The 26,915-nt window shown below is 69.5% G+C and carries 20 protein-coding genes; 9 read left to right on the forward strand and 11 right to left on the reverse strand.

Annotation, left to right across the window (positions count from 1 at the left end; translation table 11 throughout):
* Positions 1-35 precede the first annotated feature (35 nt).
* The 6 genes from zwf to MKK84_RS06085 form a co-directional block, all read right to left on the reverse strand.
* Positions 36-1,562 (reverse strand): glucose-6-phosphate dehydrogenase, encoded by a 1,527-nt coding sequence (gene zwf / locus MKK84_RS06060; RefSeq protein WP_243917573.1) that lies wholly within the window; start codon positions 1,560-1,562, stop codon positions 36-38.
* Positions 1,563-1,797: 235 nt separating this feature from the next.
* Positions 1,798-3,312, reverse strand: a complete 1,515-nt coding sequence (locus MKK84_RS06065) for an efflux transporter outer membrane subunit (protein WP_243917575.1) — start codon at positions 3,310-3,312, stop codon at positions 1,798-1,800.
* Between the two features lie 194 nt (positions 3,313-3,506).
* Positions 3,507-6,965: an efflux RND transporter permease subunit gene (locus MKK84_RS06070; RefSeq protein ID WP_243917577.1), complete on the reverse strand. Its 3,459-nt coding sequence runs from the start codon at positions 6,963-6,965 to the stop codon at positions 3,507-3,509.
* Positions 6,962-10,087 carry an MdtB/MuxB family multidrug efflux RND transporter permease subunit gene (locus MKK84_RS06075; RefSeq protein WP_243917579.1) on the reverse strand — a complete coding sequence of 1,042 codons (3,126 nt, stop codon included), beginning with the start codon at positions 10,085-10,087 and terminating at the stop codon, positions 6,962-6,964. The genes MKK84_RS06070 and MKK84_RS06075 overlap by 4 nt, the downstream gene beginning before the upstream one ends.
* Before the next feature lie 217 nt (positions 10,088-10,304).
* A complete protein-coding gene (locus MKK84_RS06080; RefSeq protein WP_243917581.1) occupies positions 10,305-11,699 on the reverse strand; it encodes an MdtA/MuxA family multidrug efflux RND transporter periplasmic adaptor subunit in 1,395 nt (464 codons plus the stop codon).
* A gap of 292 nt (positions 11,700-11,991) precedes the next feature.
* Positions 11,992-12,150, reverse strand: coding sequence for a hypothetical protein (locus MKK84_RS06085; protein WP_243917583.1), 159 nt, complete (start codon positions 12,148-12,150; stop codon positions 11,992-11,994).
* Positions 12,151-12,535: 385 nt separating this feature from the next.
* Here MKK84_RS06085 and MKK84_RS06090 point away from each other — a divergent pair, with 385 nt between their 5' ends.
* The 4 genes from MKK84_RS06090 to MKK84_RS06105 all read left to right on the forward strand — a co-directional run bounded on the left by MKK84_RS06090 (position 12,536) and on the right by MKK84_RS06105 (position 16,650).
* Positions 12,536-13,690, forward strand: coding sequence for an aminotransferase (locus MKK84_RS06090; protein WP_243917699.1), 1,155 nt, complete (start codon positions 12,536-12,538; stop codon positions 13,688-13,690).
* 81 nt (positions 13,691-13,771) lie between these two features.
* On the forward strand, positions 13,772-14,266 hold the full coding sequence (locus tag MKK84_RS06095; protein ID WP_243917591.1) for a DUF4112 domain-containing protein: 495 nt from the start codon (positions 13,772-13,774) through the stop codon (positions 14,264-14,266).
* Positions 14,267-14,477: 211 nt separating this feature from the next.
* The gene (locus MKK84_RS06100) at positions 14,478-15,689 is read left to right on the forward strand and encodes an ABC transporter permease (protein WP_243917593.1); all 1,212 of its coding nucleotides are present in this window, start codon (positions 14,478-14,480) and stop codon (positions 15,687-15,689) included.
* Between the two features lie 433 nt (positions 15,690-16,122).
* Positions 16,123-16,650 carry a MucR family transcriptional regulator gene (locus MKK84_RS06105; RefSeq protein ID WP_243917595.1) on the forward strand — a complete coding sequence of 176 codons (528 nt, stop codon included), beginning with the start codon at positions 16,123-16,125 and terminating at the stop codon, positions 16,648-16,650.
* Between the two features lie 27 nt (positions 16,651-16,677).
* On the opposite strand, the gene MKK84_RS06110 is transcribed toward MKK84_RS06105, so the two are convergent.
* Positions 16,678-18,111, reverse strand: coding sequence for an FAD-linked oxidase C-terminal domain-containing protein (locus MKK84_RS06110; RefSeq protein ID WP_243917596.1), 1,434 nt, complete (start codon positions 18,109-18,111; stop codon positions 16,678-16,680).
* 192 nt (positions 18,112-18,303) lie between these two features.
* Between MKK84_RS06110 and MKK84_RS06115 the strand changes: the two genes are divergently transcribed.
* On the forward strand, positions 18,304-19,329 hold the full coding sequence (locus tag MKK84_RS06115) for an SIS domain-containing protein (RefSeq protein WP_243917598.1): 1,026 nt from the start codon (positions 18,304-18,306) through the stop codon (positions 19,327-19,329).
* A gap of 85 nt (positions 19,330-19,414) precedes the next feature.
* Here MKK84_RS06115 and MKK84_RS06120 read toward each other — a convergent pair whose 3' ends face one another.
* From MKK84_RS06120 to MKK84_RS06130, 3 genes are all read right to left on the reverse strand, one after another.
* Complete coding sequence (locus MKK84_RS06120; RefSeq protein ID WP_243917600.1) at positions 19,415-20,173, reverse strand: SHOCT domain-containing protein; 759 nt, start codon at positions 20,171-20,173, stop codon at positions 19,415-19,417.
* A gap of 132 nt (positions 20,174-20,305) precedes the next feature.
* Positions 20,306-20,905, reverse strand: a complete 600-nt coding sequence (locus MKK84_RS06125; RefSeq protein ID WP_243917602.1) for a nitroreductase family protein — start codon at positions 20,903-20,905, stop codon at positions 20,306-20,308.
* Positions 20,906-20,981: 76 nt separating this feature from the next.
* Entirely contained in the window at positions 20,982-22,049 is a 1,068-nt protein-coding gene (locus MKK84_RS06130; protein ID WP_243917604.1) for a GSCFA domain-containing protein, read from the reverse strand.
* Positions 22,050-22,122: 73 nt separating this feature from the next.
* Here MKK84_RS06130 and MKK84_RS06135 point away from each other — a divergent pair, with 73 nt between their 5' ends.
* Positions 22,123-23,172 (forward strand): WcbI family polysaccharide biosynthesis putative acetyltransferase, encoded by a 1,050-nt coding sequence (locus tag MKK84_RS06135; RefSeq protein WP_243917606.1) that lies wholly within the window; start codon positions 22,123-22,125, stop codon positions 23,170-23,172.
* 6 nt (positions 23,173-23,178) lie between these two features.
* On the opposite strand, the gene MKK84_RS06140 is transcribed toward MKK84_RS06135, so the two are convergent.
* Positions 23,179-23,583, reverse strand: coding sequence for a response regulator (locus MKK84_RS06140; RefSeq protein ID WP_243917608.1), 405 nt, complete (start codon positions 23,581-23,583; stop codon positions 23,179-23,181).
* A 360-nt stretch (positions 23,584-23,943) separates the two neighbouring features.
* Here MKK84_RS06140 and pal point away from each other — a divergent pair, with 360 nt between their 5' ends.
* The 3 genes from pal to tilS all read left to right on the forward strand — a co-directional run bounded on the left by pal (position 23,944) and on the right by tilS (position 26,913).
* The gene (gene pal, locus MKK84_RS06145; protein WP_243917610.1) at positions 23,944-24,438 is read left to right on the forward strand and encodes a peptidoglycan-associated lipoprotein Pal; all 495 of its coding nucleotides are present in this window, start codon (positions 23,944-23,946) and stop codon (positions 24,436-24,438) included.
* Positions 24,439-24,542: 104 nt separating this feature from the next.
* The gene (ybgF, locus tag MKK84_RS06150) at positions 24,543-25,640 is read left to right on the forward strand and encodes a tol-pal system protein YbgF (protein WP_243917612.1); all 1,098 of its coding nucleotides are present in this window, start codon (positions 24,543-24,545) and stop codon (positions 25,638-25,640) included.
* A gap of 148 nt (positions 25,641-25,788) precedes the next feature.
* Positions 25,789-26,913 carry a tRNA lysidine(34) synthetase TilS gene (tilS, locus tag MKK84_RS06155; RefSeq protein WP_243917613.1) on the forward strand — a complete coding sequence of 375 codons (1,125 nt, stop codon included), beginning with the start codon at positions 25,789-25,791 and terminating at the stop codon, positions 26,911-26,913.
* Positions 26,914-26,915 lie beyond the last annotated feature (2 nt).

Raw genomic sequence — 26,915 nt, forward strand, 5'->3', positions numbered from 1 at the left:
CCTCGGTCGTCAGATCCGGCACGGCTCTTCGGTTCTCAATCCGTCGTCCCGTCCAGCCCCAGCCAGTGCCGGCCATCGCGGGTCAGGAGATCGTTGGCCTCCTTCGGACCAGGACTGCCGGCGGCGTAAAACTTCACGTCCGCTTGCGGCCAACCCTGGAGCAGCGGGTCCACCGCCGCCCAGCCGGCCTCGATGTTGTCGGCCCTCTGGAACAGCGTCGCGTCGCCGGTCATGCAATCGTACAGCAGCGTCTCGTAGCCAACATTCGGCGTGTCGGCGAAGAAGTTCTTGTAGCGGAAGCCGGAGCGCACGCGGCCGATCTTCATCTGCGGCCCCGGCACCTTGACGTTGAACTCGGTGCTCACCCCATGGTCGGGGTCGATCTGGATCCGCATCACGGTCGGCCCGAGATCGGCGGTCGGCGTGTCCTCGAACATCTTGAACGGGGCCGGCTTGAACAGAACCGCGATTTCGGTGCGCCGCCCGGTCATGCGCTTGCCGGTGCGGATGTAGAACGGCACGCCGGCCCACCGCCAGTTCTCGATATGAAGCTTCAACGCGATGTAGCTCTCGGTAACCGAGTCCTTGGCGACATGCGGCTCGTCCCGGTAGGCGGGCACGTCGCGCCCCTCGGAGGTGCCGGCCGTGTACTGGCCGCGCACCGCATCCTCCGGCGGAATCGGCCGCACGGCCTCAGCGAGCTTGGCCTTCTCGGTGCGCACGGCCTCCGCGTCGAAGGAGTTCGGTGGCTCCATGCCGACCATGCAGAGGAGCTGGAACATGTGGTTCGGCACCATGTCGCGCAGCGCGCCCGTGGGCTCGTAGAACCCGCCGCGCTCCTCGACGCCGACCGTCTCGGCCGCCGTGATCTGGATGCTGTCGATATATTCGCGCCGCCAGACCGGCTCCAGCAGCCCGTTGGCGAAGCGGAACGCCATGATCGACTGGACCGTCTCCTTCCCGAGGAAGTGGTCGATCCGATAGAACTGGCTCTCGTCGCCCTGCTTGAGGATGCGGGCGTTGAGCTCCCGGGCCGAGGCGAGATCGGAGCCGAACGGCTTTTCGATCACCACCCGGCGGAAATTGTCGCCCTCCTGCTTGAGCAGGCCGGCCTGCCCGAGCCCGTCCACGATCGTCCCGAAGAACCGGGCCGCCACCGCACAGTAGAACACCGCGTTGCCCGTCACCTTCGCCTTGATGGCGGCGAACGTCTCCGGTTTCTCGAAATCGCCCTTCAGATAGTGAAGGCGCTCCCGGATGAAGCCCCAGCTCTTCGGATCGATATGGTCGGCGTGGAACTCCGAGGTCGGGTCCTTGCTGAACGCCTCCAGGGTCTTGGTGAGGGTGTCGCGCAGGCCCTCGTCGGTGCCGTCGTTGTGGTCGACGCCAAGGATCGAGAAGCCCTCCGGCAGCAGCCCGGCGCCCGAAAGGTTGTAGAGCGAGGGCATCAGCAGGCGCTTGGTCAGGTCGCCGCCCGCGCCGAAGATCACCAGCGTGCAGGGCGGTGCCGGCTTGGTGCCGCAGGCCGCATCGTTCTTGAGGGCTGTCGTCTGCTCGGCCATCCCCGACTCCCGTCCATCTGCGGTGCAGCAAACCGGCGGGACAACCCGTCCTGCCGGAGGTCCGTTCCGATCAAGGGGATCCCAAAGGGCTCAGCCCTTTGGTGGGTAGCCGGGGTGAAACCCCGGCATACAGATCCCGGACCCCCGAGAGGGGGGCCAGGATCCGTACAGCAGAGCTCTGCCCTGCACCCGCAAAAGGGATTCATCCCCTTTGAAACCCATGACCTGCCGAGCCTTATTCGTCGGGGCGGACCGCCTGGCCGCCCCGGTCGATCGGCAGGCTCGGGCCCTTCAGCTCGGAATCGCTCGGCAGCGACCGCACGTCCCAGCCGCCGCCCAGCGCCCGGATCAGCGTCACCGCCGCGGTAAAGCGGCTCAGCCGCACCTGCAGGGCGTTGATCTCGTTGGACACGAGCAAGCCCTGCGCGGTCACCACGGTGGTGAAGTTCTGCGTGCCGGCCCGGTACTCGTTGAGCGTGATCTCCACCGCCTTGCGCGACAGCTCGACGGCCTTGTCCTGCGCGGACTGCTGCTGGCCAAGGATGCGCAGGGCCGCCATCTGGTTCTCGACCTCCGCGAAGGCCGCGAGCACCACCTGCCGGTAATTGGCCACCTGCGCGTCGTAGGCGGCCTCGGCCGAGCGCAGGGCCGCGGTGCGGGCACCGCCGTCGAACAGCACCTCGCTGGCCGAGCCCGCCACCGACCAGAACTGGTTGGCCGCCGAGAACAGACCGTTGCGGGTGAGTCCCGAAACGCCGCCCTGGGCCGAGATCGTCACGGTGGGGAAGAAAGCCGCCACCGCGACGCCGATGCGTTCGCTCTGGGCCTGAACCAGCCGCTCGGCCTGGGCGACGTCCGGGCGCCGCTCCAGCAGATCGCCCGGGATGCCGACCGGCACGGCCGGCGGATTGCGGTTGATGCCGCCCACGGGGACCGACACCTCGGAGGGCGGGCGCCCGATCAGGGTGGCGATGGCGTTCACGTATTGCACCCGGGTCAGCCGCACCGCAATGGCCTGGGCCTCGATGGTCTGGACCTGGGTCTGCGCGGTGATGACGTCGGAGCGGGCCGCCACGCCGGCGGCATACTGGTTCTCGGTGATCGCCGCGGTCTTCCTGAAGTTCTCGACATTCTCGTCGAGCACCTTCTGGAGCGAATCGGCGTAGCGGACGGTCAGGTAATCGGCCGCCACCTCGGCCTGGATGGTCAGGCGGGTCAGCGCGATGGTGGCGGCGTCGGATTGCGCCAGCGCCGCCTCGCTCTCGATGGTGCGGCGGGTTCCGCCGAACAGGTCCAGCTGCCAGCTCGCCTGACCGACCAGAGACTCGCTGGTGCGGACGGTGCTGCCGCTGCCGGCGCGGGTGATACTCGGGGCGCCGATCACCGTCGGGTACAGGGCGGCCTGGGCCGAGGCGACGAGCGCCCGGGCCTGCCGGTAATTCGCCACCGCCTGCCGCAGGGACTGGTTGTCGACATCGACGAGGCGGATCAGCCGGTCGAGATTCGGATCCCGGAAGACCCGCCACCAGTCACCGCGCTCGACGGCATCGCTCGGCCGCGCCTCGCGAAACCCCTTCTTGCGCGCCGCGACATAGGCCGGGCTGTCCTCCCGGACGCCGCCTTGCTTGTAGCCGAGCGGCGTCTCCACGGAGGGCCGGGAATAGTCGGGGCCGACCACGCAGCCGGTCACCAGGGGGGCGGCGAAGAGGAGGGTGGCGAAGATGGGGAGCCGACGATTGTTGGCGGACACACGTCCCAACCGTACCCTCATCCTGAGGTGCCAGAGTGCAGCGCAGGCCTCGAAGGAGCCCTCCAGAAGACGCCGCGATTCTTTGAGCCCTCCTTCGAGGCCCGCTGACTCGGTCACCTCAGGATGAGGGCGCGGGCTGGACAAACCCTCGCGCACGACCGCGGCCGCCGATGTTTCACGTGAAACCTTAACCATCATTCTCCGGCCGGCAGGGCCGCTTCTCCGCCCCGTCCGGCGCCCCTGCGGCGGTCGAGCACCCTGTGCCTGAGTCGGTCAAGGGTGAGATAGACGACGGGGGTGGTGTAGAGGGTCAGGATCTGGCTCACGATCAACCCGCCCACGATGGCGATGCCAAGCGGCCGGCGCAGTTCCGCGCCCTCGCCGTTGGCCAGGATCAGCGGCACGGCGCCGAGCATGGCCGCCAGCGTGGTCATCATGATGGGCCGGAAGCGCAGGAGACAGGCCTCCCGGATCGCATCCACGGGATTCGCGCCCCGGGTCCGCTCCGAATCGATCGCCACGTCGATCATCATGATCGCGTTCTTCTTCACGATGCCGATCAGCAGGAACACCGCGATCAGCGCGATGATGGTGAAGTCGGTCCCGGTCACCAACAGGGCCAGCACCGCGCCGACGCCGGCCGAGGGGAGGGTGGAGAGGATCGTGAGCGGATGCACGAAGCTCTCGTACAGGATTCCCAGCACCGCGTAGACCGCCAGGATCGCCGCCAGGATCAGCAGCGGCTGGCGCGAGGCCGAGGCGACATAGTTCTTGGCCGCGCCCGCATACTCCCCGTGGATCGTGGCCGGCAGGTGCAGGTTGGCCATGGCCCGGTCGATCGCCTCGGTGGCGTCCGACAGGCTCTTGCCCGGGGCGAGGTTGAACGAGATCGTGGTCGCCACGAACAGGCCCTGGTGGCTCACCTGCGTGGGCGCGTTGCCGGGCTCGATCCGCGCGAAGGCCGAGAGCGGGACCATGGTCTCCTTGGCGGCCGAGACCGGGGCGCTCGACGAGGCGCCGCCCTTCGAGGCCGCGATGGCGTTGGCCGAGGCGTTGCGGGCGGAGTCAGACGCGATGGCGGCGGCATTCGAGGCGGTGTCGGCCGTACTCGCGGAGGCGGCAGCCGTCGCAGCCGCGCCGCCGCCGGGACTGCCGCCGACCGCGCCGGATCCGGTGGTCGCCCCCGCGACGGTCGCCGACGGCCCGCTGCCCGGGCTGCTGGTGCCGGTCGCCGCATTGGTGTTGACGCCGCCCGCCGTCGCCACGGTACCGGCCACCGCGTTGGTGGTCGCCGAGCCGGCCGCGTTGCCGCCGGAGGTCGAGACGTAGATCTGCTTCAGCGTCTCCGGCGTCTCCAGGTAGCGCGGGGCGATCTCCATCACGACGTGGTACTGGTTCAGCGGGTTGTAGATCGTCGAGACCTGGCGCTGGCCGAAGGCGTCGTAGAGCGTGTTGTCGATCTTGTTCGGGGTGATGCCGTAGCGGAAGGCCGTGTTGCGGTCGATCACCACCCGGCTCTCCAGCCCGCCCTCCTGTTGGTCGGAGGTCACGTCCGCGAAGGTCGGGTCCTTCTGGAGGGCCGCCACCAGCTTCGGGGCGGCGGCGAACAGCTCCTCGGGCGTGTCGCCCTGGAGGGTGTACTGATACTGGGCGAAGCTCTGACGGCCGCCCATCTGCAAATCCTGCCGGGGGAAGACGTAGAGCCGCGCGCCCGCGACTTGCGCGAGCTTCGGCCGCAGCCGCGCCATCACGGCCGAGATCGGCGCCCGCTCGTTGAGCGGCTTCAGGCCGATGAACACGTTGGCCGAGTTGGTGCCGCGCCCGCCCGTGAAGCCGACGACGCTCTCCACCGCCGGGTCGGCGCCGACGATCGCGGCCGCCTGCTTGAGCTTCTGTTCCATGGACTGGAACGAGATGCGCTGGTCGGCCTGGACGCCGCCCATCATCTGGCCGGTATCCTGCTCGGGGAAGAAGCCCTTCGGGACGATGATGTAGAGGTAGACGTTGAGCCCCACCGTGGCGAGCAGGGTCAGCAGCACAAGGCGCGGATGGGCGAGCGCCACCTCCAGCGTCCGCGCATAGGCGCCGAGCAGCCGGGAGAAGCCGCCCTCCAGCATCCGGATTAGAAGGTTTGGCCGGCGGCCCGCCGGGGATTCGCCGTGGGGGCCGTGCCCCTCGGCCCGGAGCAGCCGGGCGCACATCATCGGCGTCGTCGTAAGGGACAACACCAGGGAAATCAGGATCGACAGCGACAGGGTGACGGAAAATTCCTGGAAGATGCGGCCGACGAGGCCGCCCATCAGCAGGATCGGCAGGAACACCGCGATGAGCGACAGGCTCATCGAGATCACCGTGAAGCCGACCTCCCGGGCGCCGATCAAGGCCGCCTGGAGCCGGGGCTTGCCCTCCTCGATGTGCCGCTGGACGTTTTCCAGCACCACGATGGCGTCGTCGACCACGAAGCCGGTGCCGAGGATCAGCGCGGTCAGCGACAGGATGTTGAGCGCGTAGCCCAGCAGATACATCGCCGAGAAGGTACCGATGATCGAGATCGGCACCGCCACCGCCGGGATCAGCGTCGCCCGCCAGGAGCGCAGGAAGCCGAACACCACCAGGATCACGAGGCCGACCGCCACCAGCAGGGTCTCCTCGGTGGCCGAGAGCGAGGCGCGGATCGTGGCGCTGCGGTCGCCGGTGAGCTTGATGTCGATGCCGCCGGGGAGCGAGGCCGTGATCTGCGGCAGCGCCTGCTTCACGGCGTTGATGGTCTCGACCACGTTGGCGCCCGGCTGCTTGTAGACGAACAGCAGCACGCCGGACTTGCCGTTGACGATACCGAGGTTGCGCTTGTCCTCGACGCCGTCGAGCACCTGCCCGACATCGGTGAGCTTCACGGCAGCCCCGTTGCGGTAGGCCACGATGATGTCGCGATAATCGGCGGCCTTGCGGCCCTGGTCGTTGGCGTAGAGCTGGTAGCGGCGCTCACCCGCGTCGATCTCGCCTTTCGGCGAATTGGCATTGGCCGAGGCCAGAGCCGCCCGGATGCCTTCGAGGCCGATGCCGTAGTTGAACAGGGCGGTGGGATCGAGTTCGACCCGCACCGCCGGCAGGGAGGAGCCGCCGATATCGACGTTGCCGACCCCGGGGAGCTGCGACAGCTTCTGCTGCACCACGGTGGCGGCGGAATCGTAGACCTGGCCACGCGTCAGCGTCTCCGAGGTCATGCCGAGGATGATGATCGGCGTGTCGGCGGGGTTGAACTTCCGGTAGGTCGGGTTCTGCCGCAGCGCAGTCGGCAGGTCGGCGCGGGCCGCGTTGATGGCCGCCTGGACGTCGCGGGCCGCGCCGTCGATGTCGCGGTTCAGGCCGAACAGCAGCACGATCCGGGTCGAGCCCAGCGTGTTGGTCGACGTCATCTCGTTGACGTCCGCGATGGCGCCGAGCCGCCGTTCCAACGGCGCCGCCACGGTGGTGGCCATGGTGTCGGGGGAAGCGCCGGCCATCTGGGCCTGGACCAGGATGACCGGGAAGTCGATCTGCGGCAGCGGCGCCACCGGCAGCTTCAGGAACGCGAACAGCCCGGCAAGCAGCACCCCGATGGTCAGCAGCGTGGTCGCGACCGGGCGCCGGATGAACGGCTCGGAGATGTTCACGGCAGCGCCTCGCCGCCTGCCAGATCAGGATCGCGCCGACCGGAAATCCGCCGCTCCAGCCGGTCAAACGCCAAATAAATCACCGGTGTCGTGAACAGCGTCAGCACCTGGCTGACGATCAAACCGCCGGCGATGCAGATGCCGAGCGGCTGGCGCAGCTCCGAGCCCACCCCGGTGCCGAGGATCAGCGGCACTGCAGCGAACAAAGCCGCCAGGGTCGTCATCAGGATCGGCCGGAAGCGCAGCAGGCAGGCTTGGAAGATCGCCTCCCGGGGATCGAGCCCGTCCTCGCGCTCGGCCTGGAGCGCGAAGTCGATCATCATGATCGCGTTCTTCTTCACGATGCCGATCAGCAGCACGATGCCGATCACCGCGATGATGTCGAGCGACAAGCCGAACAGCATCAGGCCGAGCAACGCCCCGATCCCCGCCGACGGCAGGGTCGAGAGGATCGTGATCGGGTGGATGAAGCTCTCGTAGAGCACGCCCAGCACGATGTAGACCGTGACGATCGCCGCCAGCACGAGGAACAGCTCGTTGCCGAGCGCCGACTGGAAGGCGAAGACTGAACCCTGGGGCACCACCCGGAACGAGGGCGGCAGCCCGATCTCGGCCTTGACCGCGTCGATCGCCTCGACTGCCTGTCCCAGGGCCGCGCCGGGGGCGAGGTTGAACGACACGGTGGTGGCCGGGAACTGGCCGAGATGCGAGATCAAGAGCGGCGCCCGCCGCTCGCTGATCCGCGCCACCGCGGAGAGCGGCACCTGCCCGTTGGTCGCCGTGGAGGAGGGCAGGTAGATCGAATCGAGGCTGCGGAGCGTCGTGTGCAGCTTCGGATCGGCCTCCAGGATCACCCGATACTGGTTGGACTGGGTGAAGATCGTCGAGATGATCCGCTGGCCGAAAGCGTCGTAGAGGGCGTTGTCGATGGTCGCCGGGGTGATGCCGTAGCGGCCGGCTGTGGGCCGGTCGATGGTCACGTAGGCGGCGAGCCCCTCGCCCTGGTGGTCGCTGGCCACGTCCCGCACCACGGGCGATTGCGCCAGCGCCTCGGTGAAGCGGGGCACCCAGGTCTCGAAATCCTCGATGTTCGGGCTTTCCAGGATCACTTGGTACTGGGTCGCCGAGACCGCCGTGTCGATTGTCAGGTCCTGGACCGGCTGCATGTAGAGCCGCATGCCGGGCTGGTTGGCGGCCGCTGCCGAGATCCGCCGGATGATCGCGCTGGCGGACGCCGTGCGCGCGTCCCGGGGCTTCAGGTTGATCAGCATCCGGCCGGAATTGAGCGTGACGTTCTGGCCGTCGACCCCGATGAACGACGACAGGCTGGCGACGTCCGGGTCCTTCAGGACGAGCTCGGCCATGCGCTGCTGGCGCTCGGCCATGGCGGCGTAGGAGACCGATTGGTCGGCCTGGGTGATGCCCTGGATCACGCCGGTATCCTGGACCGGGAAGAAGCCCTTCGGGATCACCGCGAACAGGTAGACGGTCAGCCCCAGCGTCCCCACCGCCACCAGCAGGGTCAGGCCCTGGTGGTTCAGCACCACCCGCAGCGCCCGGCCGTAGGCCTCGATCGTGCCGTCGATGGCGCGCCGGCCCAGCCGGGAGATCGCACCCTCGCGACGGCGGACCTGCGCCTCGGGCACGTGCTTCAGGAGCCGGGCGCAGAGCATCGGCACCAGGGTCAGCGACACCACCGCCGAGATCACGATGGTGGCGGCCAGCGTGATGGCGAATTCGTGAAACAGCCGCCCGACCACGTCGCCCATGAACAGAAGCGGGATCAGCACGGCGATCAGCGAGACGGTCAGCGAGATGATCGTGAAGCCGATCTCGCGGGAGCCCTTGAGCGCCGCCTCGAGCGGTGAATCGCCGGCCTCGACGTGGCGGGCGATGTTCTCGATCACCACGATGGCGTCGTCGACCACGAAGCCGGTGGCGATGGTCAGCGCCATCAGCGACAGGTTGTCGAGGGAGAAGCCGTACAGGTCCATCACCGAAAGGGCGCCGACCAGCGACAGGGGTACCGACAGGCTCGGGATCAGGGTCGCCGACAGGCTGCGCAGGAACAGGAAGATCACCAGCACGACGAGCGCGATGGCGAGGCCCAGCTCGAACTGCACGTCCTCCACGGAGGCGCGGATCGTGGTGGTCCGGTCGGTGAGCGGCGCCACCGCCACGGCGGCCGGCAGGCTCGCCTGCATCTGCGGCAGCAGTGCCTTGATCTTGTCGACCGTGGCGATGACGTTGGCGCCCGGCTGGCGCTGGATGTTGAGGATCACCGCCGGGGTCGCGTCGGCCCAGGCGCCGAGCTTGGTGTTCTCCGGTCCCTCGACCACGTCGGCCACCTCCGAGAGCATCACCGGGGCGCCATTGCGATAGGCAATGATCGCCGCATTGTAGGCCTTCGGGTCTCGGATCTGGTCGTTGGCGTTGATCGCGTAGGATTGCTTGGGCCCGTCGATCGTGCCCTTCGGCGTGTTGACGTTGAGGTTGGTGATGGTGGTGCGCAGGTCGTCGATGTTGAGCCCGTAGGCGGCGAGCGCCCGCGCGTTGAACCGCACCCGGACGGACGGGCGCTGGCCGCCCGAGATGCTCACGAGACCGACCCCTGCCACCTGACTGATTTTTTGCGCCAAGCGCGACTCTGCGAGGTCGCGCACCTGGGTCAGCGGGAGCGTCTTGGAGGTGAGCGCCAGGGTCAGCACCGGCGCGTCGGCCGGGTTGACCTTGGCGTAGATCGGCGGCGCCGGCAGGTCCGAAGGGAGCAAATTACCGGCGGCGTTGATCGCCGCCTGGACCTGCTGCTCGGCGATATCGAGGGACAGGTCCAGGCTGAACTGCAGGGTGATGACCGAGGCGCCCGCGGAGGATTGCGAGGTCATCTGGTTGAGGTTGGCGAGCTGGCCGAACTGCCGCTCCAGCGGCGCGGTGACCGAGGAGGTCATCACCTCGGGGCTGGCGCCCGGATAGAAGGTCTGGATCTGGATCGTCGGATAGTCGACGGCCGGCAGCGCCGAGACCGGCAGGTTCAGGTAGGACACGCCGCCGACGATCAGGATCGCCAGCATCAGCAGTGTGGTGGCGACCGGGCGGAGGATGAAGAGGCGGGACGGATTCATGGGCGGGACCCTCCCCTCCCCCCCCTGCGGGGGAGGGTACCCTGCGAAGCAGGGGGGGAGAGGGGAGCGACGGTGCAGAACAGGACGCGGGCCTTCATGAAGGTTGCGCCCATTTTGTAAGCGTCGCTCCCGTCTCCCGACCCCTGCTGACGCAGGGGCCACCCTCCCCCGCAGAGGGGGGAGGGAATGAAGCGGCTATCGCGTGCCAACCGCGCCCTCACTGCGCCTGACGGCGCCGGTGCCGACGACCGCCCTCCGCTGTCCCTTGCGAATCCGTCGTCGTGCCATCGGCCGGCGCAGCGGACTTCACGTCACCCTTGCCGTCCGGCTTCGCCTCGGCGGCCTTGCCGTCGCCGGCAGCCGCGGCGCCCTCGGTGATCCGCACCGGCGCGCCGTCCTTGAGCCGGTCGGTGCCGTCCGTGACGACCCGATCCCCCGGCTTCAGTCCCGAGGCCACCACCGTGTTGGTCCCGTCGGTCTCGCCCGTCTTGATCGGCCGGACCGTGACCTTGTTGTCCCCGTCCATCAGGTAGACGTAGGTGCCGGGCGTGCCCTGGAGCAGGCTCGCATTCGGCACCAGTGTCGCCTCCCGCACCGTGTCGACCGTCAGCTTGGCGTTGACGAACTGGTTCGGAAACAGCTCCTCGTCGGCGTTGTCGAACAGGGCGCGCAGCTTCACCGTGCCGGTGGTCGTGTCGATCTGGTTGTCGACCGTGTCGAGCCGGCCGGTGGCGATCTCGTGGGCGTCGCCGCGATCGTAGGCCCGCACGGTGAGCTTGGTCCCGGCCCGCACCTGCCGCATCACCCGGGCGACGTCGTCCTCCGGCAGGGTGAAGATCACCGAGATCGGGTGGAGCTGGGTCACCACCACGATCGCCGTGGAGGCGGCCGAGATGTAGTTGCCCTGGTCGACCTGCCGGAGGCCGACCCGCCCGTCCACCGGCGCCGTGATGTGCGTGTAGGCGATGTTGAGCTTCTGCTGGTCGACGAGCGCCTGGTCGGCCGCGATCGTCCCTTCGTTCTGCTTCACCAGGGCGGCCTGGGTGTCGACGTTCTGCTTCGAGATCGAATCCTGACGGTTCAGCGTCTGGTAGCGCTGGAGGTCGAGCTTCGCGTTCTGGAGGAGCGCCTGATCGCGGGCGAGCTGGCCCTGGTACTGGGCGAGCAGCGCCTCGTAGGGCCGGGAATCGATCTGCGCGAGTTCGTCGCCGGCCTTGACGGTCTGGCCCTCGCGGAACTTCACCTGCATGAGATAGCCGCTGATCTGCGACTTCACCGTCACGGTGGCGAGCGGCGTCACCGTGCCGAGGCCCTGGAGGATCACCGGCATGTCGCCGGTCGTCACCGAGGCGATCCCCACCGCCTGCGGCATGTCGGCCCCGCCGCGCCGGCCGCCATGGCCGCCGGTATGCTGCGCCGTCGCGGGCTCGGCCCCCTTGGTGGTCCGGGCCTCGTACCAGCGATGGCCGATCGCCCCGGCGCCGGCGAGCAGCACCAGGATCACGAGCCAGCGGATCGGCCGGAACCGCCGCCGCCCGACATCGCGCGCGGGCGTCTCACCGGGCTGGTAGGCGCGGGCGGTGTCGGTCCGGATCGGTGAACTCTCGTTCATGTCTGACTCGTGTCTGACGGCAGCCCGGGCCCGCCGCACTGGCGACCATGGAAGGCCCTAGCCCCGCGTGTCCAAACCCCTGTGCCGGCCCCCGCGACGCCGGTCCCGGAGGCTGAGTCTGAGATCGTTGCCGATTCGTGTCGTGGCGCGGCGGAAACGACACCTGACGCGGAGTCCAAGCCCATGATGTTATCTGGGGCCTGTACGGCTCCTGACTGCGGCGACATCTTCGCCACCGGGACAGTGTCGAAGCGATGCCCGCCCAATGCGCCGTCACTAGGGCGGTGAGGTTTCAGTCGTGTTGCTGGTGTTCCTGTTGCGGAGCCGCATAGGCGCGCAGCACTGCCTGGAGCGCCCCGTCCACAGGGGTCACCGGCAGGGCGCGTCGCAGGGTCACGCCAAGACCCGCGATCAGCAGTGCGAGGAGAAGGCAGCGTGAGGCCGTCCGCATCGTCGGTTCCGAACGGTCGCTGGCGATCATGGCTTCGCACGGCGACCGCGAGATCGGCCGCTCGCGATCGGGCGGCGGAGTTCCGGTCGAAAGCCTAGCCCCAAAACGTCGAAAGGACCACCGACCCGCAAGTCGATGGTCCTTCGAGAGGACCGGGGCGGCTTCCTGATGGCAGAGCGAGGGGGCGAAGCCCTGCCGGCAGGTGTGCCGCACCGGCCGTGACGAGAAACTACGATACGAGTGATGAAAGTCAACATTCGTCAGCCGTCAGATTTCGGAGGCGCGATGCGTCTGTGCGCATGCGCACATTCCGCAAGGATCGGTGGCCATGCTACAGGCCGGCCATGCTGAGCCCGTCCCGGCCCGACCACCCGTTTCACGCCGCATGAATCCGGTCTTCGCGACGCTGCCCACGACGGTGTTCGAGACGATGTCGCGGCTCGCCCGGGCCCACGGCGCGGTCAATCTCGGCCAGGGCTTCCCCGACGATCCCGGGCCCGCCGACATCCGCCAGCACGGTGCCCGGGCCCTGGTCGACGGCTGGAACCAGTACCCGCCGATGATGGGCGTGCCGGCCCTGCGTCAGGCGATCGCGGCGCATTACGCGGCGCATCAGGGTCTCGCCCTCGATCCGGAGACCGAGGTGATGGTGACATCGGGCGCCACCGAGGCGCTGGCCGGTGCGTTGCTGGCTCTGGTCGAGCCCGGCGACGAGGTCGTGCTGTTCGCGCCCATGTACGACGCCTACCTGCCGCTGGTCCGGCGCGCCGGCGGCGTGCCGCGGGTCGTGACCCTGACGCCGCCGGCGTTCCGCCTCGACGAGGCTGCCCTGGAGGCGGCCTTCAGCGACCGCACCCGGGTCGTGCTGGTGAACAATCCGCTCAACCCCAGCGCCACCCTGTTCGGACAGGACGATCTCGCGCTTCTGGCCCACTATTGCCGCCGCTTCGACGTGACGGTGCTGTGCGACGAGGTCTGGGAGCACGTGGTCTTCGATGGCGCGCGCCATACGCCGCTCATGGCGCTGCCCGGCATGCGCGAGCGGACCGTGAAGATCGGCTCGGCGGGCAAGATCTTCTCGCTCACCGGCTGGAAGGTCGGCTTCGTGATGGCCGATGCCCGGCTGATGCAGGGGCTAGCCAAGGCGCATCAGTTCCTCACCTTCACCACGCCGCCGAACCTCCAGGAGGCGGTAGCGTACGGCCTCGCCAAGCCCCCGGATTGGTTCGACGCCATGCGGGCGGGTTATGCCCGGTCCCGAGACCGGCTGGCCGGCGGATTGCGGGCGCTCGGCTTCGATGTCCTGCCGGCCCAGGCGACGTGGTTCCTCAACCTCGACATCGCGGGCCTCGGCCTCGGGGACGATGCCGCGTTCTGCGAGGCGCTCGTCACGCGGCACGGCGTGGCGGCGATCCCGGTGAGCGCCTTCTACCCCGACACCTCCATGCGGACCCTCGTGCGCCTCTGCTTCGCCAAGGACGACGCCACCCTCGACACCGCCCTCGACCGGATGAGCGGGCTCACCCGGAGCCGGCCATGATGGACGCGGGGCCATTCCTTGCGGGGATCCGACCGTGGGGCCACATCGTTGAAAGTGATGGCTTCCGCACGGACCGCAACCATGGATTTTACCCAGGCCCCCCCGACCGGCTGCTTCGCCCGGACCGAGACCCGTCCCGGCGGCGAGGACCGCCTCGGCGCCCGCCCGCCCTTCCTGTCGGCGGATCTCGGCCGGGAGGCGAGCCTCGCCCGGCTGGAGACGCTGGCCCACCTGATGGACACGGCCTTCGTGATCCCGGGGATCAACCGGCGCGTCGGGTTCGACGCGCTGATCGGCCTCGTGCCGGTGATCGGCGACGTGGCCGGCATGGTGATCTCGTCCTTCATCGTCTACGAGGCCAAGCGCCTTGGAGCGCCGGGCTGGCTGGTGGCCCGGATGGGGCTCAACGTGGCCTTCGACGGTCTGATCGGCGCGGTGCCGATCGCGGGCGACCTGTTCGACGCGGCCTTCAAGGCCAACCGCCGGAACGTCGGCCTGCTGCGCCGCTGGATGGAGCGCAGCGGCGGCCTGCGCCCGAGCGAGATCGAGGGCACCGCGACCCGGCTCGACGGCTGAGGGGTGTTGGAGGGACGGGCACCGTCCTTCCGCCCACGGGCCCGGCGCGCTTGAAAACCGAGACTGGGCGCTTCCGCTTCTCTTCCTCCCCCCGCAGAGGGGAGAGGGGGATACGTGGAGAGACCTATCCACGTCTCCGACCCAGATGCGTCGGTCGCGCCATCCATAGCGCGGGGTGGCCGAGCCCCCGTCGGCTTGGGAGCCTCCAGCCATGAACGAACTTGCCCGCCCCGGCGACGGCATGGCCGTGCCCGCTCCGATGCCGGGCGCCCAACCGCTCGTCCTGCGGCCGGACGAGGGCGCCCCCCCGCCGCTCGCCCCGGCCGGGCGCCGTGGCCTGTCGCCGATCAACCGGCGGCGGCTCGACAATTTTCGCCGCAACCGCCTCGGTTTCGCGTCGTTCCTGATCTTCACGATCCTGTTCGTCGCCAGCCTGTTCGCCGAGTTCATCGCCAACGATCGGCCGATCCTCCTGTCCTACAAGGGCGAGTGGCTGGTGCCGGTGCTGGTCGACTACCCGGAGGAAAAGTTCGGCGGCTTCCTCGCGCAGACCGATTACCGCTCCTCCGAGATCCGCAAGGAGATCGCGCAGAACGGCTGGGCGCTCTGGCCGCCGATCCGCTTCTCCTACGACACGATCAACGAGGATCTGCCGACCCCCTCGCCGTCGCCACCGACCTGGATGCTCACGGACGCGCAGTGCCGGCCGGTCGCGGAAAAGCTCGGCGGCACGACCTGCGCCGACATCCCCCAGCACTGGCTCGGCACCGACAACACCACCCGGGACGTGCTGGCGCGGGTGATCTACGGCTTCCGCATCTCGGTGCTGTTCGGCCTGATCCTGGCCGCGGTCTCGTCGGCCATCGGCGTGGTGGCGGGGGCCGTGCAGGGTTATTTCGGCGGCTGGGTCGATCTCGCCTTCCAGCGCTTCATCGAGGTCTGGGGCGGGATCCCGACCCTCTACCTAATCATCATCATCTCGGCCTTCATCGCGCCGGGCTTCTTCGTGCTGCTCGGGATCATGCTGCTGTTCTCCTGGGTGGCGCTGGTCAGCGTCGTGCGCGCCGAGTTCCTGCGCGCCCGGAACTTCGAGTATGTCCGCGCCGCCCGGGCGCTCGGCCTGTCGAATATTCGGATCATGACGGTCCACCTGCTGCCGAACGCCATGGTGGCGACGCTGACCTTCCTGCCGTTCATCCTGAACGGCTCGATCACGACCCTGACCTCGCTGGACTTCCTCGGCTTCGGCCTGCCGCCGGGTTCGCCCTCGCTGGGCGAACTCCTTGCCCAGGGCAAGGACAACCTCACGGCACCCTGGCTCGGGCTCACGGGCTTCCTGGTGATCGCCGTGATGCTGAGCTTGCTCGTCTTCGCCGGCGAAGCCGTGCGCGATGCATTCGACCCGCGCAAGACCTTTGCCTGACCCTCGGGTTGGCAGGACTTGAGGTTATCGGCGCGCGAATCAGTCGGATGCCCGACGGGGCCGAATGTCGCTGCGGCCCGCGGGTTTCACGAAATCTTGCGCGGAGACTGCTGATGTTCTGTGCAGAGCGCTAAACCCGAACGCTGGACCGTCCGAGACTGCGATCGCCTCGGGGCGTAAAGGTCTCTCCCATCTACGAAAACTAGCTTTCAGGATCCGCCCAGCATTCGCGCGTCAGACCGCGATAAAGCGACTGCGAAGTGCCTTCCCGTTGTCGCCAATGCAACCGCACCCTGTAGAGACGGGCTCTTAATGCACACTTAGACTTATGTCCGCGCGCAGATCCGTATAAGGGTGAGCTTGCTTTTTCCGACCGGTGTCTTAACTCGCGAAAAGAGCGGTTCCCACCAGGTTTTGAAGCAAGGAAGAGAAAATGTCTGACGCTGTGCTGACAGCCCAACTGGATTACATCGAACGGACCGTGGACGTCGTCGCGGCCTACGTTTCCAACAACTCGCTGCCCTCGGCCGAATTGCCCAGCCTGATCGCGAGCATCCACGGCGCGTTGAATTCGATCGCCTCCGGATCGGTCACCCCGGTCGTCGACACGGTCGAGCGGCCGACCCCGGCCCAGATCCGCAAGTCGATCCGGCCCGACGGCCTGATCAGCTTCATCGACGGCAAGTCGTACAAGACGCTGAAGCGCCACCTCACCAAGCACGGCCTGGACCCGCAGACCTATCGCGAGCGCTTCGGGCTGCCGGCCGATTACCCGACCACGTCGGCGAATTACTCGGCGCAGCGCTCGGCACTGGCCAAGAGCCTCGGCCTCGGTCAGCCCGGCCGCGGCCAGCAGGCCGATCAGGACGATGAGGCCGCTGACGATACGGTTTCCGCCGCCCCGCAGGGCCGGCGCCAGGGTGCCGCGGGCCGCGGCCGCCGCAAGAACGAGGCGGCCTGAGGGCTCGCCAGGAGGGTCGGCTCCGGTTCAGGCCGCGAGCCGTCCCTCCAGCGGGAAGACCTTGGCGGGGTTCAGCATCCAGTCCGGATCGAACACCGCCTTGACCCGCATCTGCTGATCGAGATCGACCTGATCGTACTGGAAGCGCATCAATTCGCGCTTCTCGATGCCGACGCCGTGCTCGCCGGTCAGGCAGCCGCCGACCTCGACGCAGAGCTTCAGGATCTCGTCGCCGGCTTCCTCGGCCTTCTGCAACTCGCCGGCCTTGTTGATGTCGAACAGGATCAGCGGGTGCAGGTTGCCGTCGCCGGCGTGGAACACGTTGGCGACGCGCAGACCCTTCCCGGCGCAGATCGCGCCGATCCGCTCCAGCACCGGCCCGAGCTGGCCGGTGGGGATCGTGCCGTCCATGCAGATGTAATCGGAGATCCGGCCGGTGGCCCCGAAGGCCGATTTGCGGCCCTTCCAGATCGCGGCCGATTCCGCTTCCGAGCGCGAGACCCGCAGGCTGGTCGGGCGGAAACCTTCCGCGATGCGCTCGATCCGCGCCAGCATCGCCCCGCACTCGGTATCCGAGCCCTCGACCTCGATGATCAGCATCGCCTCGGCGTCGCGGGGATAGCCGGCCTGGGCGAAGTCCTCGGTGATCAGGATCGCCTCGCGATCCATGTATTCGATCGCCACCGGGATGATGCCGGCCGCGATGATCGCCGCAACGCAATCGCCCGCATCCTCGACCTTCGAGAAGCCGACCAGCGCCGGCCGCGCGCCCTCGGCAGCGCGCAGGATCCGCACCGTCGCCTCGGTGACGATCCCGAGCTGCCCCTCCGAGCCGCAGACGAGGCCGAGCAGGTCATAGCCGCCGGCATCGAGGTGCTGGCCGCCGATCTCCACCACGGTGCCGTCGTTGAGCACCAGGGTGACGCCGAGCAGGTTGTTGGTGGTCACGCCGTATTTGAGACAGTGCGCGCCGCCGGAATTCATCGCGATGTTGCCCGCGATGGTGCAGGCGAGCTGGCTCGACGGGTCGGGGGCGTAGAAGAAGCCCTCGTGGCTGACCGCCCCCGAGATCGCCAGGTTGGTGATGCCGCTCTGCACCCGGGCGGTGCGGTTGGCGAAATCGAGGTCGAGCACCTTGGTCATCTTGCCGACGCCGAGGATGATCGCGTCGGCCTGCGCGATGGCGCCGCCCGCCAGCGAGGTGCCGGCACCCCGGGGCACCACCCGGACGCCGTTGGCGTGGCAATACGCCATGATCGCCGAGACCTCCGCGGTGGTGGAGGGCAGCACCACGGCCAGCGGCATCTGCCGGTAGGCGGTCAGCCCGTCGGTCTCGAAGGCCCGGCGCTCGTCCTCGCTCACCACCAGAGCCTCCGGCGCCACCAGGGGCGCGAGGCCGGCCAAAATCGCCTCGCGCCGGGCGAGGATGGCGGGATCGGGGTCGGGGAAGCGGATCGACATGGGGCTGGAGCCCTCGATTTGTGTGGCGTGCCGGCAGCATGGACCCGGGCGGGCGCGGCTTCAACCGCGTTGCGGGCGGCCGACCTGCGGCGCTGCGTCGTCCCGGCGTCACATTTCAACCACGACGGCTGCCTAGCGTCGGCGTTCACGCTTCGCATCGCCGGCCCGGCCGCCGGGTTCAGAACGGAACCGATGAACGCTCCCGCCTCCAGCGCCCTGCGCGACGACCTCTACGACGCGCCGGCGCCGCATCTGGCCACCACCCGGGATCTCGGGATCCGCAGCCTGCAGCTCGGCATCGCAGCCCTCCAGGAGGCGAGCGCGGCGTTCCAAGGCCGGCTCGGCGTGGCCTTCGAGGAAGCGGTGCAGACGATCCTGCAGAGCAAGGGCCGGGTGATCGTCAGCGGCATCGGCAAGAGCGGCCATGTCGGGCGCAAGATCGCCGCGACGCTGGCCTCCACCGGCACCCACGCGTTCTTCGTCCACCCCACCGAGGCAAGCCACGGCGACCTCGGGATGATCGCCCGGGACGACGTGATCATCGCGCTGTCGTGGTCGGGCGAGACCGCGGAACTGTCGGACCTCGTGGGCTTCAGCCGCCGCTTCTCGATCCCGCTGGTCGCCATCACACGCAACGGCGAGAGCACGCTCGGCCGGGCCGCCGACGTGCTGCTGGAGCTGCCCCGGGTCCGCGAATCCTGCCCGCACGACCTCGCGCCGACCTCCTCCAGCCTGGTCCAGCTCGCGCTGGGCGACGCGCTGGCGGTGGCGCTGCTGGAGCGGCGCGGCTTCACCTCGGCGCGCTTCCACACGCTCCATCCCGGCGGCACGCTCGCCGCCCGCCTCAAGACCGTGCAGCAGGTGATGCACGGGCCGCAGGACATGCCGCTGGTCCACGAGACCGCGCTGATGTCCGAGGTGCTGATCGAGATCGCGGCGCGGCGCTACGGCTGCGTCGGCGTCACCGATGGGGCCGGGCGCCTCGTCGGCATCGTCACGGACGGCGACCTGCGCCGCCACATGGGCCCGGCGCTCCTCGACACGCAGGTCTCCACGATCATGACCCGCGATCCGGTCACCGTGGAGCCGCACAAGCTCGCCCAGGCGGCGCTGGAAGTGATGAACCGCCGGCTCATCACCGCGATCTTCGCGGTCACGGACGGGCGGCCGGTGGGCATCGTCCACGTCCACGACCTGTTGCGCGCCGGCATCGCCTGACCGGCCAGGGCTCTGTCCTGGCGACCCGCCAAAGGGCGACGCCCTTTGGAATCCCGGATATCAGAGCGCGAAATCGGGACAAGCCTTACAGCCGCGCCAGCAGCTCCGCCTTCTTGTCGGAGAATTCCCGGTCGGTGAGCACGCCCCGGGCGTGCAACTCGGCCAGCCGCTCGATGGTGGCGAGCACGTCGCCCGGCGGAGCTTGATCCGGCACGGGTGCCGGTGTCGGAGCCTCCGCCGGATCCGCCTGCCGCGGGGCAGCTGTCTCCGCCTCGATGCGGCGCAGCCGGGCGAGATCGATGGCGCCGGCCTGCCCGGTGAAGCCGAGGCTGCCGTTCGCTTGCGAGACCCCCGTGATGTGGTGCTCGCCCGTGTCGTAGACCGCCACGCCTGCCCCCGATTCGACGGCAAGCCGCCGGCTCTCCGGAAAATAGGCGTAGCGCATCCCGTTCTGCGAGCCGGTGCTCGCCGGGAACCCGAGATCCGCCGGCCACCATTCGCCGCCACCGCGCCGCGACGCCGGGGCCGTCTCCGAAAAGCCGCTCGCCGGCAGCGCGGCGGCGAGTTCGGTGCAGAGGGCATCGACCTGCGCCTTCAGCCCGTTGTCGAACATCCGGCCGACCATCACCATGCCGCCCGAGAACCACTGGCCCATCCCCCCGAGGTCGGGATGGTCGAACTGCGCCATGGTCCCGTGGCCGCGCTCCAGCGCCCGCACGAGGTGACGCACCGCATCGAGGCTGACCCCGTGGCGTTCGGCGACGCTCTGCAGGCCCGAGGCATGGTCGAACCGCCCGTCATCGAGGAACGCGGCGGCCGTGGTGCCGCTGTCGGACGAACCCATGAGCCAGCTCCCGAATGTCGTAGGGCGGATAGGACATGCCTGGGCTCGGCTCGAAGATGACGCCGGCCGGGCTCAGGACGGATCTGCAATGCGGACACAATCCGCAGTTGCTGGCGCCGGTTCCGGCCCGCGTCAGCCTGCGGCCGGCGGGAACGGCCCCGCGATGGTGAAGTCGGTGATCGGCCGGCGGCCGTTCGGGGTCTCCCGCGGCCGCTGCTCCTCGGTGAGCTCGGCCTCCGGAATCTTGCGGCCGACCGCGAAGGCGGCCTCGATCCGGTGGTTCTCGGGCAGGCGCAGCACTTCCGGGGCGCGGACATGGTCGAAGCCGACCATGCCGTGGGCGTGCCAGCCCTGGTGGATCGCCTGGAGCTGGAACGCCAGGGAGGCGGTGCCGGCATCGAAGGAGTGGCTGTAGGAGGGTTTCAGCTCATCCCCGACCTTCATGAACCCGTTCGAGACCAGGAACAGGATCGCGCCGGTGCCCGAGACCCATTTCTGATTGCCGGGCACCAGCAGGCCGAGGAACGTCTCCCAATGGGCATCGCCCCGGAGCGCGTAGAGGAAGCGCCAGGGCTGCGAGTTGTAGGCCGAGGGCGACCAGCGCGCCGCCTCGATCATCCGCAGCAGCTCGGATTCGGGCACGGCCTCGCCCGTGAAGGCCCGGGGCGAGTGCCGCTTCACGAAGACCGGATCGATGGCGTGGTCGGGCTGGCGGGGCGGGGGCAGGCTCAAGGCTTCGTCTCCGGAGGGCGTGGGCGCCCGGCTGGCCGAGCTTGCCCGAAACGGCCGGTCGGAGGCAACGGCGGCCTCACGCCACGCTGCGCTCGATCTCCTCCTCGTCGCAGATCACGCCGGCATTGCCCTCGAATTCCGCGGCGAGGTCCACGGGCGCGTGGGTCGGGGCCGGGGAGACCCGGTCGCGCGCAAAGGTCGCCAGGAACAGGCGCATGACGTGGCGGACGCCCGCGTCGTTGATGGTGCGCTGGTCCTCGTTGTAGTAGCGCCCGGCATTCACGTTGCTGGTGACGATGTCGTAGGCCGGAAAATACACCGCCCGCGGATCGCCCCGGCCGACCACCTCGCCGGCCGCCACCCGCAGCACCGACTTGGAGTAGCTGTTCGACTCCATCACGTGCCGGTCCATGTAGGTGGCGATCATCGGCACCGGCGAGACCGTGAAGATCACCCGCGCCTTCGGGTTCACGCTCCAGAGCCGGTCGAGGAAGCCGTTGAGGTCGCCCAGCACCTCGCCCGCGCCCGCGTTGACGCACGCGTAGAGGTCCGGATCGAAGGTGCCGCCCGCGACGCCGGGGGCGAGCGGCAGCGCCGCGCCATCGGCCCGCCAGCGCCAGCCCTCCGTGAGGCCGAGCGTCAGCACGAACACGTCGAGCGTCTCGAACAGGCGGCGCACCTCGGCGAGATGCGCGTCGCGGGCCGCGATCACCTCGGCCTCGCTGGCGAAGCCCGCCGGCTCGACCGTGGGGCGGAACGGGTCGACGTAGCGGCCGTCGTCGCGCAGCCACGCCTTCAGCTCCGGCTCGAATTGCCCGTAGGCCCGGTCGAACAGCTGCACGAATTGGCGCGTGTAGTAGAGGTTGCCGTAGCGCGCCGAGAACGTGCCGAACTGGCGGGCATTGGCCTCCTCGGCGCTCATGCCGGGAGTCGGCGGCTCGGTCAGATAGTAGTTGAACCCGGCGCCGCGCACCGCCTCGGCCACCCGCTGCGCGAAGCAGGAGCCGCCGGTGGCGACCTTGTCGGTCGGCGCGATCACGAACGTGTCCTTCGGGTGCGGATTGACCGCGAAGGGCGGCACATTGGTCACGACCTTGCGCCAGAATCGCTCGGCCGGTAGACCCGTATACGGATTCAACGCCATCTTCGAACCCTCTTCCTCACGACGGCGACGGCCCTCGGGACCGCTGACCCGTCTGCTGACACCGGCACGCGACGTGGCCCTGAACGACCTGCCCCGGCGCGCCCGCAGCGCGTTCACGTTTCCGACGTCCAGTTGGGCCCCCACCTGGGCGACACCATGGCGGAACCGCGCCCGCGCCGCCACCGGCCGGGACGGGCCGAGCATCGCGGTGCTGGGCAATTGCCAGGCCCGGGGCGTCGCCCAGGCGATGCGCCTGCTCGCGCCGAAGAGCCCGGTCCGCTACCTGCCCATGGGCTCGCTGAAGCGCGACCACGGCCATATCGACACTCTGGTCCGAACCCTGCGGGCCCACGATCACGTCTTCTCGCAAACCTTCCCGGCCGGGCTGATCCCGGGGGGCGACGCCGCCACCCTGCGGGCCGCGGACCCGCGGCTCAAGCTGTTCCCGTCGATCGTGTTCTCGGCCTTCCACCCCGACATGGTCTATGCCGGCCAAGCCTCGGACCTCGCCGCGCTGAAGCTCGCGCCGTCTCCGATGGGGCAGTACCACTCGGCGATCGTGCTGACCGCTCATCGGCTCGGGCTCGCGCCTGAGCGCACCGCCGCTCTGTTCCGCGAGGATGTCTTCCGGCGCCTCGGCTATCTCGACCATTGGGATCCGGCCGTGCGGGAACTCGTCGGCGCCGCCGAGGCCGTGGGTTTCGGCCTGGAGCGCGAGCTGACACGCTGGGCGCGCCGGGGCGCCTTCATGCACCTGATGAACCACCCGAAGGCGCATGTCGTCGGCGACATCGCCCGGCGCCTGCTCGTGGAGAGCGGGATCGCCCCGGAGCCCGTGGAGATCGAGGATTACCTCGGCGACGAGCTGACCCAGGACGTGATCTGGCCGATCTACCCGGCGGTCGCCGAGCAGTTCGGGCTGACCGGATCGTACCTGTTCAAGGCCAAGGCGGTGAGATCCAAGGTCGTGGGTGAGGCGTTTCCGGTGCTCTACGACCTGCCGGGCTTCATCGCGGCGAGCTTTTCGATCTACGATGCCCTGCCGGCCGGCGACCTCACCTGTCCGCGGGTGGAGGCCTGGCTCGCCGCGCCGGAGATCGTGGCGTTGTTCCGGGCGGGCTGAACCCGCTCAGCCGGTGGCGCAGAGCGGCGCGCCGCGATGCGCCTCACCAAGCCCCTCGACCATCGCGCGAACCAGCCGGTTGACCTCCTGCACCTGGAACGGCTTGCGCAGGAAAAAGCTGCCCGGAACGCCGGTGCGGCCCATCGTGTCGGTCGAGGTGTAGACCACCGGCCGGTCCGGATGGATCGTCCGGAAGGCGTGCGCCACCGTCCAGCCGTCGATCAGGCCGGGTAGATGGATGTCGGTGAACAGCCAGTCGATGGCCGCGCCCTGCGCGCGCAGGAGTGTCAGCGCCGCCTCGCCGGTGGAGGCCTCGACCACCCGGATGCCGTGCGTCTCGCACAGGCTCGCGATGATCTCGAGGAGCAGGTAGCTGTCCTCGACGATGAGGACGCTCTGGACGGGGCGCATGGCGGGATGTCCGGTGTTCGGGCTGCCGATTAGGGGCGCGATAGGGTTGATGATGTCTTAATCGTCCCCGTCGGTCTGGTACCGGACGCTGCCACACCGGAGCGATGCTGTTGCAGCGCCGCAACCGATCCGCGTGAAATCACCCGTTCGGTCGCGCCGCCCCGGCGCTGCCGCATTCCGGGCGCGTCCCGGGTGCGTCAGCGCACGGCGTCGAGCGGCGTGGATCGCCACCACGCGCCCGTGCCGCCCGGTGGAACCGTCGCTTAACCATCCGCGCCTACCAACGGCATCAGAACGACGCGGACCCGCCTCGAAGACCCGCAGCCGGCCTTCGGCACCGCTCGAGGAGTTTTGACGATCATGCCCCAGCGTTTCCGTGCCGCCGCCCTCGGCCTCGCCCTCGTCGCCGGTCTCGGCCTCGGCGCCTGCAGCAACGACAAGGACCTCGCCGACGCCTCCGCGTTCGGCGCCGGTGCCGCGACCCCGGGCAGCGCCCAGGACTTCGTCGTCAATATCGGCGACCGGGTCTTCTTCGAATCCGATTCCACCGACCTGACGCCCACCGCGACCGCGACGCTGGACAAGCAGGCCGCCTGGTTGCAGCGCTACCCGCGCTACACCTTCATCATCGAGGGCCATGCCGACGAGCGCGGTACCCGCGAGTACAACTTCTCCCTGGGCGCCCGCCGCGCCCAGTCGGTGAACGACTACCTCGCCACCCGCGGCATCACGGGCAACCGGATGCGCACCGTGTCGTACGGCAAGGAGCGGCCGGTGGCGGTGTGCAACGACATCTCGTGCTGGTCGCAGAACCGCCGCGCGGTGATCGTGCTGGACCGCGGCGCCGGGGCGTAACGCAAGGCAGGTTCGCTGGGGCGGAGATCGATTTCCGCCCCAGTTTTGCCGCGGACCGGCGCATCTGTTACGGCCACGCGCCGCCATCGGACCGCAGCTGCCCCATGCTCGCCCGCCTTCGCACCCGTCTCGCCCTCGCCACCGCCCTCGGCACCGCGCTCCTCGGCCAACCCGCCGCCGCGCAGGACGCCTCGGAACTGGTGGTGCGCCTCGGGCGCATCGAGAACCAGTCCCGCGTGATGGCGGGGCAGATCGAGACCCTCCAGTACGAGAACCGCCAGCTCAAGGAGCAGCTGCGCAAGTTCCAGGAGGATGTCGAATTCCGGCTGAACGAGGGTAAGGGCAAAGCCGAGAGCAAGGGCGAGGGTAGAGGCGCCGGCAAGCCCGCGCCTGCGGCCGCGCCGGCCTCCGGACCGGCCGGCACCGTCAACGGCGTCAATCCGGGTTCCGGTCGGCCGGGCAAGCGCGGCGACGCCTTCGACCCGTCGCAAACGCCCGGGGCGCCGGGCGCGCCGATGCAGCTCGGCAGCACCCAGCCCTCCGCGCCGCTGCCGCCGCGGGAGGCCATCGAGGCAACCCAAGAGACAACTCGAGAGACGACCCGAGAGACAACCCAAGCGGCCGAAGCCGCGCCGCGGCCGCAGCGTTTGCCCCAAGGGGCGATCGAAGGGGCCATGGAAGGGACCGTCGAGGGCGAGGACGACGCCGAGGCGGCAGCCCCCGGCTACGACCAGCCGGTCGACCTCCGCCCGCCGGCCCGCACGGGTGCGATCCCGGCCCGGCCCTCCGAGAGCGTCGCCGCCACGCGGACGAGCGATCCGACCACGGATTACGAGGCTGCGGTGGAGCTGTACCGCGGCAAGCAGTACGAGCAGGCCGAGATGGGCCTGCGCCAGTTCATCCAGTCGCATCCCCGCGACAACCGCGTTGCCGGCGCCACCTACTGGCTCGGCGAGAGCTACCTCGCCCGCGGTCGCAACCGCGAGGCGGCCGAGCAGTTCCTGAAGGTCTCGACCGACTACGCCCGTTCCGCGCAGGCGCCCGATGCCATGCTGAAGCTCGGTGTCACGCTCGCCGCGCTCGGGGCCCGCGAGCAGGCTTGTGCGACGCTGGCCGAGCTCGACCGGAAGTTCCCGAACGCCGGATCGGGCGTCCGCCAGGGCGTCACGCGCGAGCAGAAGCGCGCCCGCTGCGGCGCTTGAATCGTATTCGGGATTCCAAGGGGCTCAGCCCTTTGGCGGGGTATCGGGACGGGGCCGTGAGATCGGTCGAAGACCGACAATCGGGCTTTGCCCGAGCCCAGCAGGGCTCTGCCCTGCACCCGCAAAAGGTCTCGGACCTTTTGGATCCATGACGGGCTCTGCGGACGATTCTGTTCTTCAAGCCCTTGAACCCTGGCTCGGGGGCGGGGTGCTGCTTGCCGTCTCGGGCGGCCCCGATTCGAGCGCGCTGATGCACGCCGCCGCCGCTCTGGGCGCGACCGTGCAGGTCGCCACCGTCGATCACGGCCTGCGCCCGGATGCGCGCGCGGAGGCCGAAGGCGTCGCCGCCGCCGCCCGGGCGCTCGGCTTGCCGCACGCGATCCTCGCTTGGGCGGACGCGAAGCCCGGCACCGGCCTTCAGGCAGCGGCCCGGGCCGCCCGCTACCGGTTGCTCGCCGCCCATGCCGCCGCCATCGGCGCGGCCCGCGTCCTCACCGGCCATACCCTCGACGATCAGGCCGAGACCGTGCTGATGCGGCTCGCCGCCGGCAGCGGTCCCGCGGGGCTCGCCGGCATGCGCGTCGAGCGGGCGCTGGCACCCGGAATCTCCCTGGGCCGGCCCTTCCTCGCCCTGCCCAAGGCCGCGCTCGTCGCGTGGTGCGAGGCCCGCGGCATCCCCTACCTGCGCGATCCCAGCAACGCCGACCCGCGCTTCGCCCGGGGCCGCCTGCGCGCGGCCTGGCCGATCCTGGAGCGGGAGGGCCTGACCCCCGCGCGTCTCGCCCGCCTTGCCGAGCGCGCCGCCCGCGACGAGGCGGCGCTGTGCATCGCTGCCGACAAGGCCCTCGAAGCCGCCTGCCTGTCGGCGGATGGCCCGGCCCTGCGCCTCGACGGAACCGTACTGGCCGCCCTGCCGGACGCGATCGTCCTGCGCTGCCTCGACCGCGCCCTGACCCGGGCGGGGGCGGCGCCCCGCCGGCTCGAGCGGCTCGAAACCCTGGTCCTCGGATGGCTGCTGCCGGCCCTGCGGGGCCGGGTGGCGGTCCGGCGCAGCCTCGCGGGTTTCCTGATCGCAACGGAGCCCGCCGGTACGGTGAGCCTCGCCCCCGCGCCGCCACGCCGGCCGAGGGCGAAGAGTGCTGCCCTCGCCGCAGGGGCGTCGCGATTACTTGGCAAGGGAGGCCCCCCCGCTTACATTGGCGCTGTGTGCACGGATGGACCGGTCGCGCCGGACGACGCGTCCGTCCTGGGGGTCGCACACGCCAAGGATTGATC

This window comes from Methylobacterium sp. E-065, assembly GCF_022829605.1.
In the GTDB taxonomy this organism is placed as follows: domain Bacteria; phylum Pseudomonadota; class Alphaproteobacteria; order Rhizobiales; family Beijerinckiaceae; genus Methylobacterium.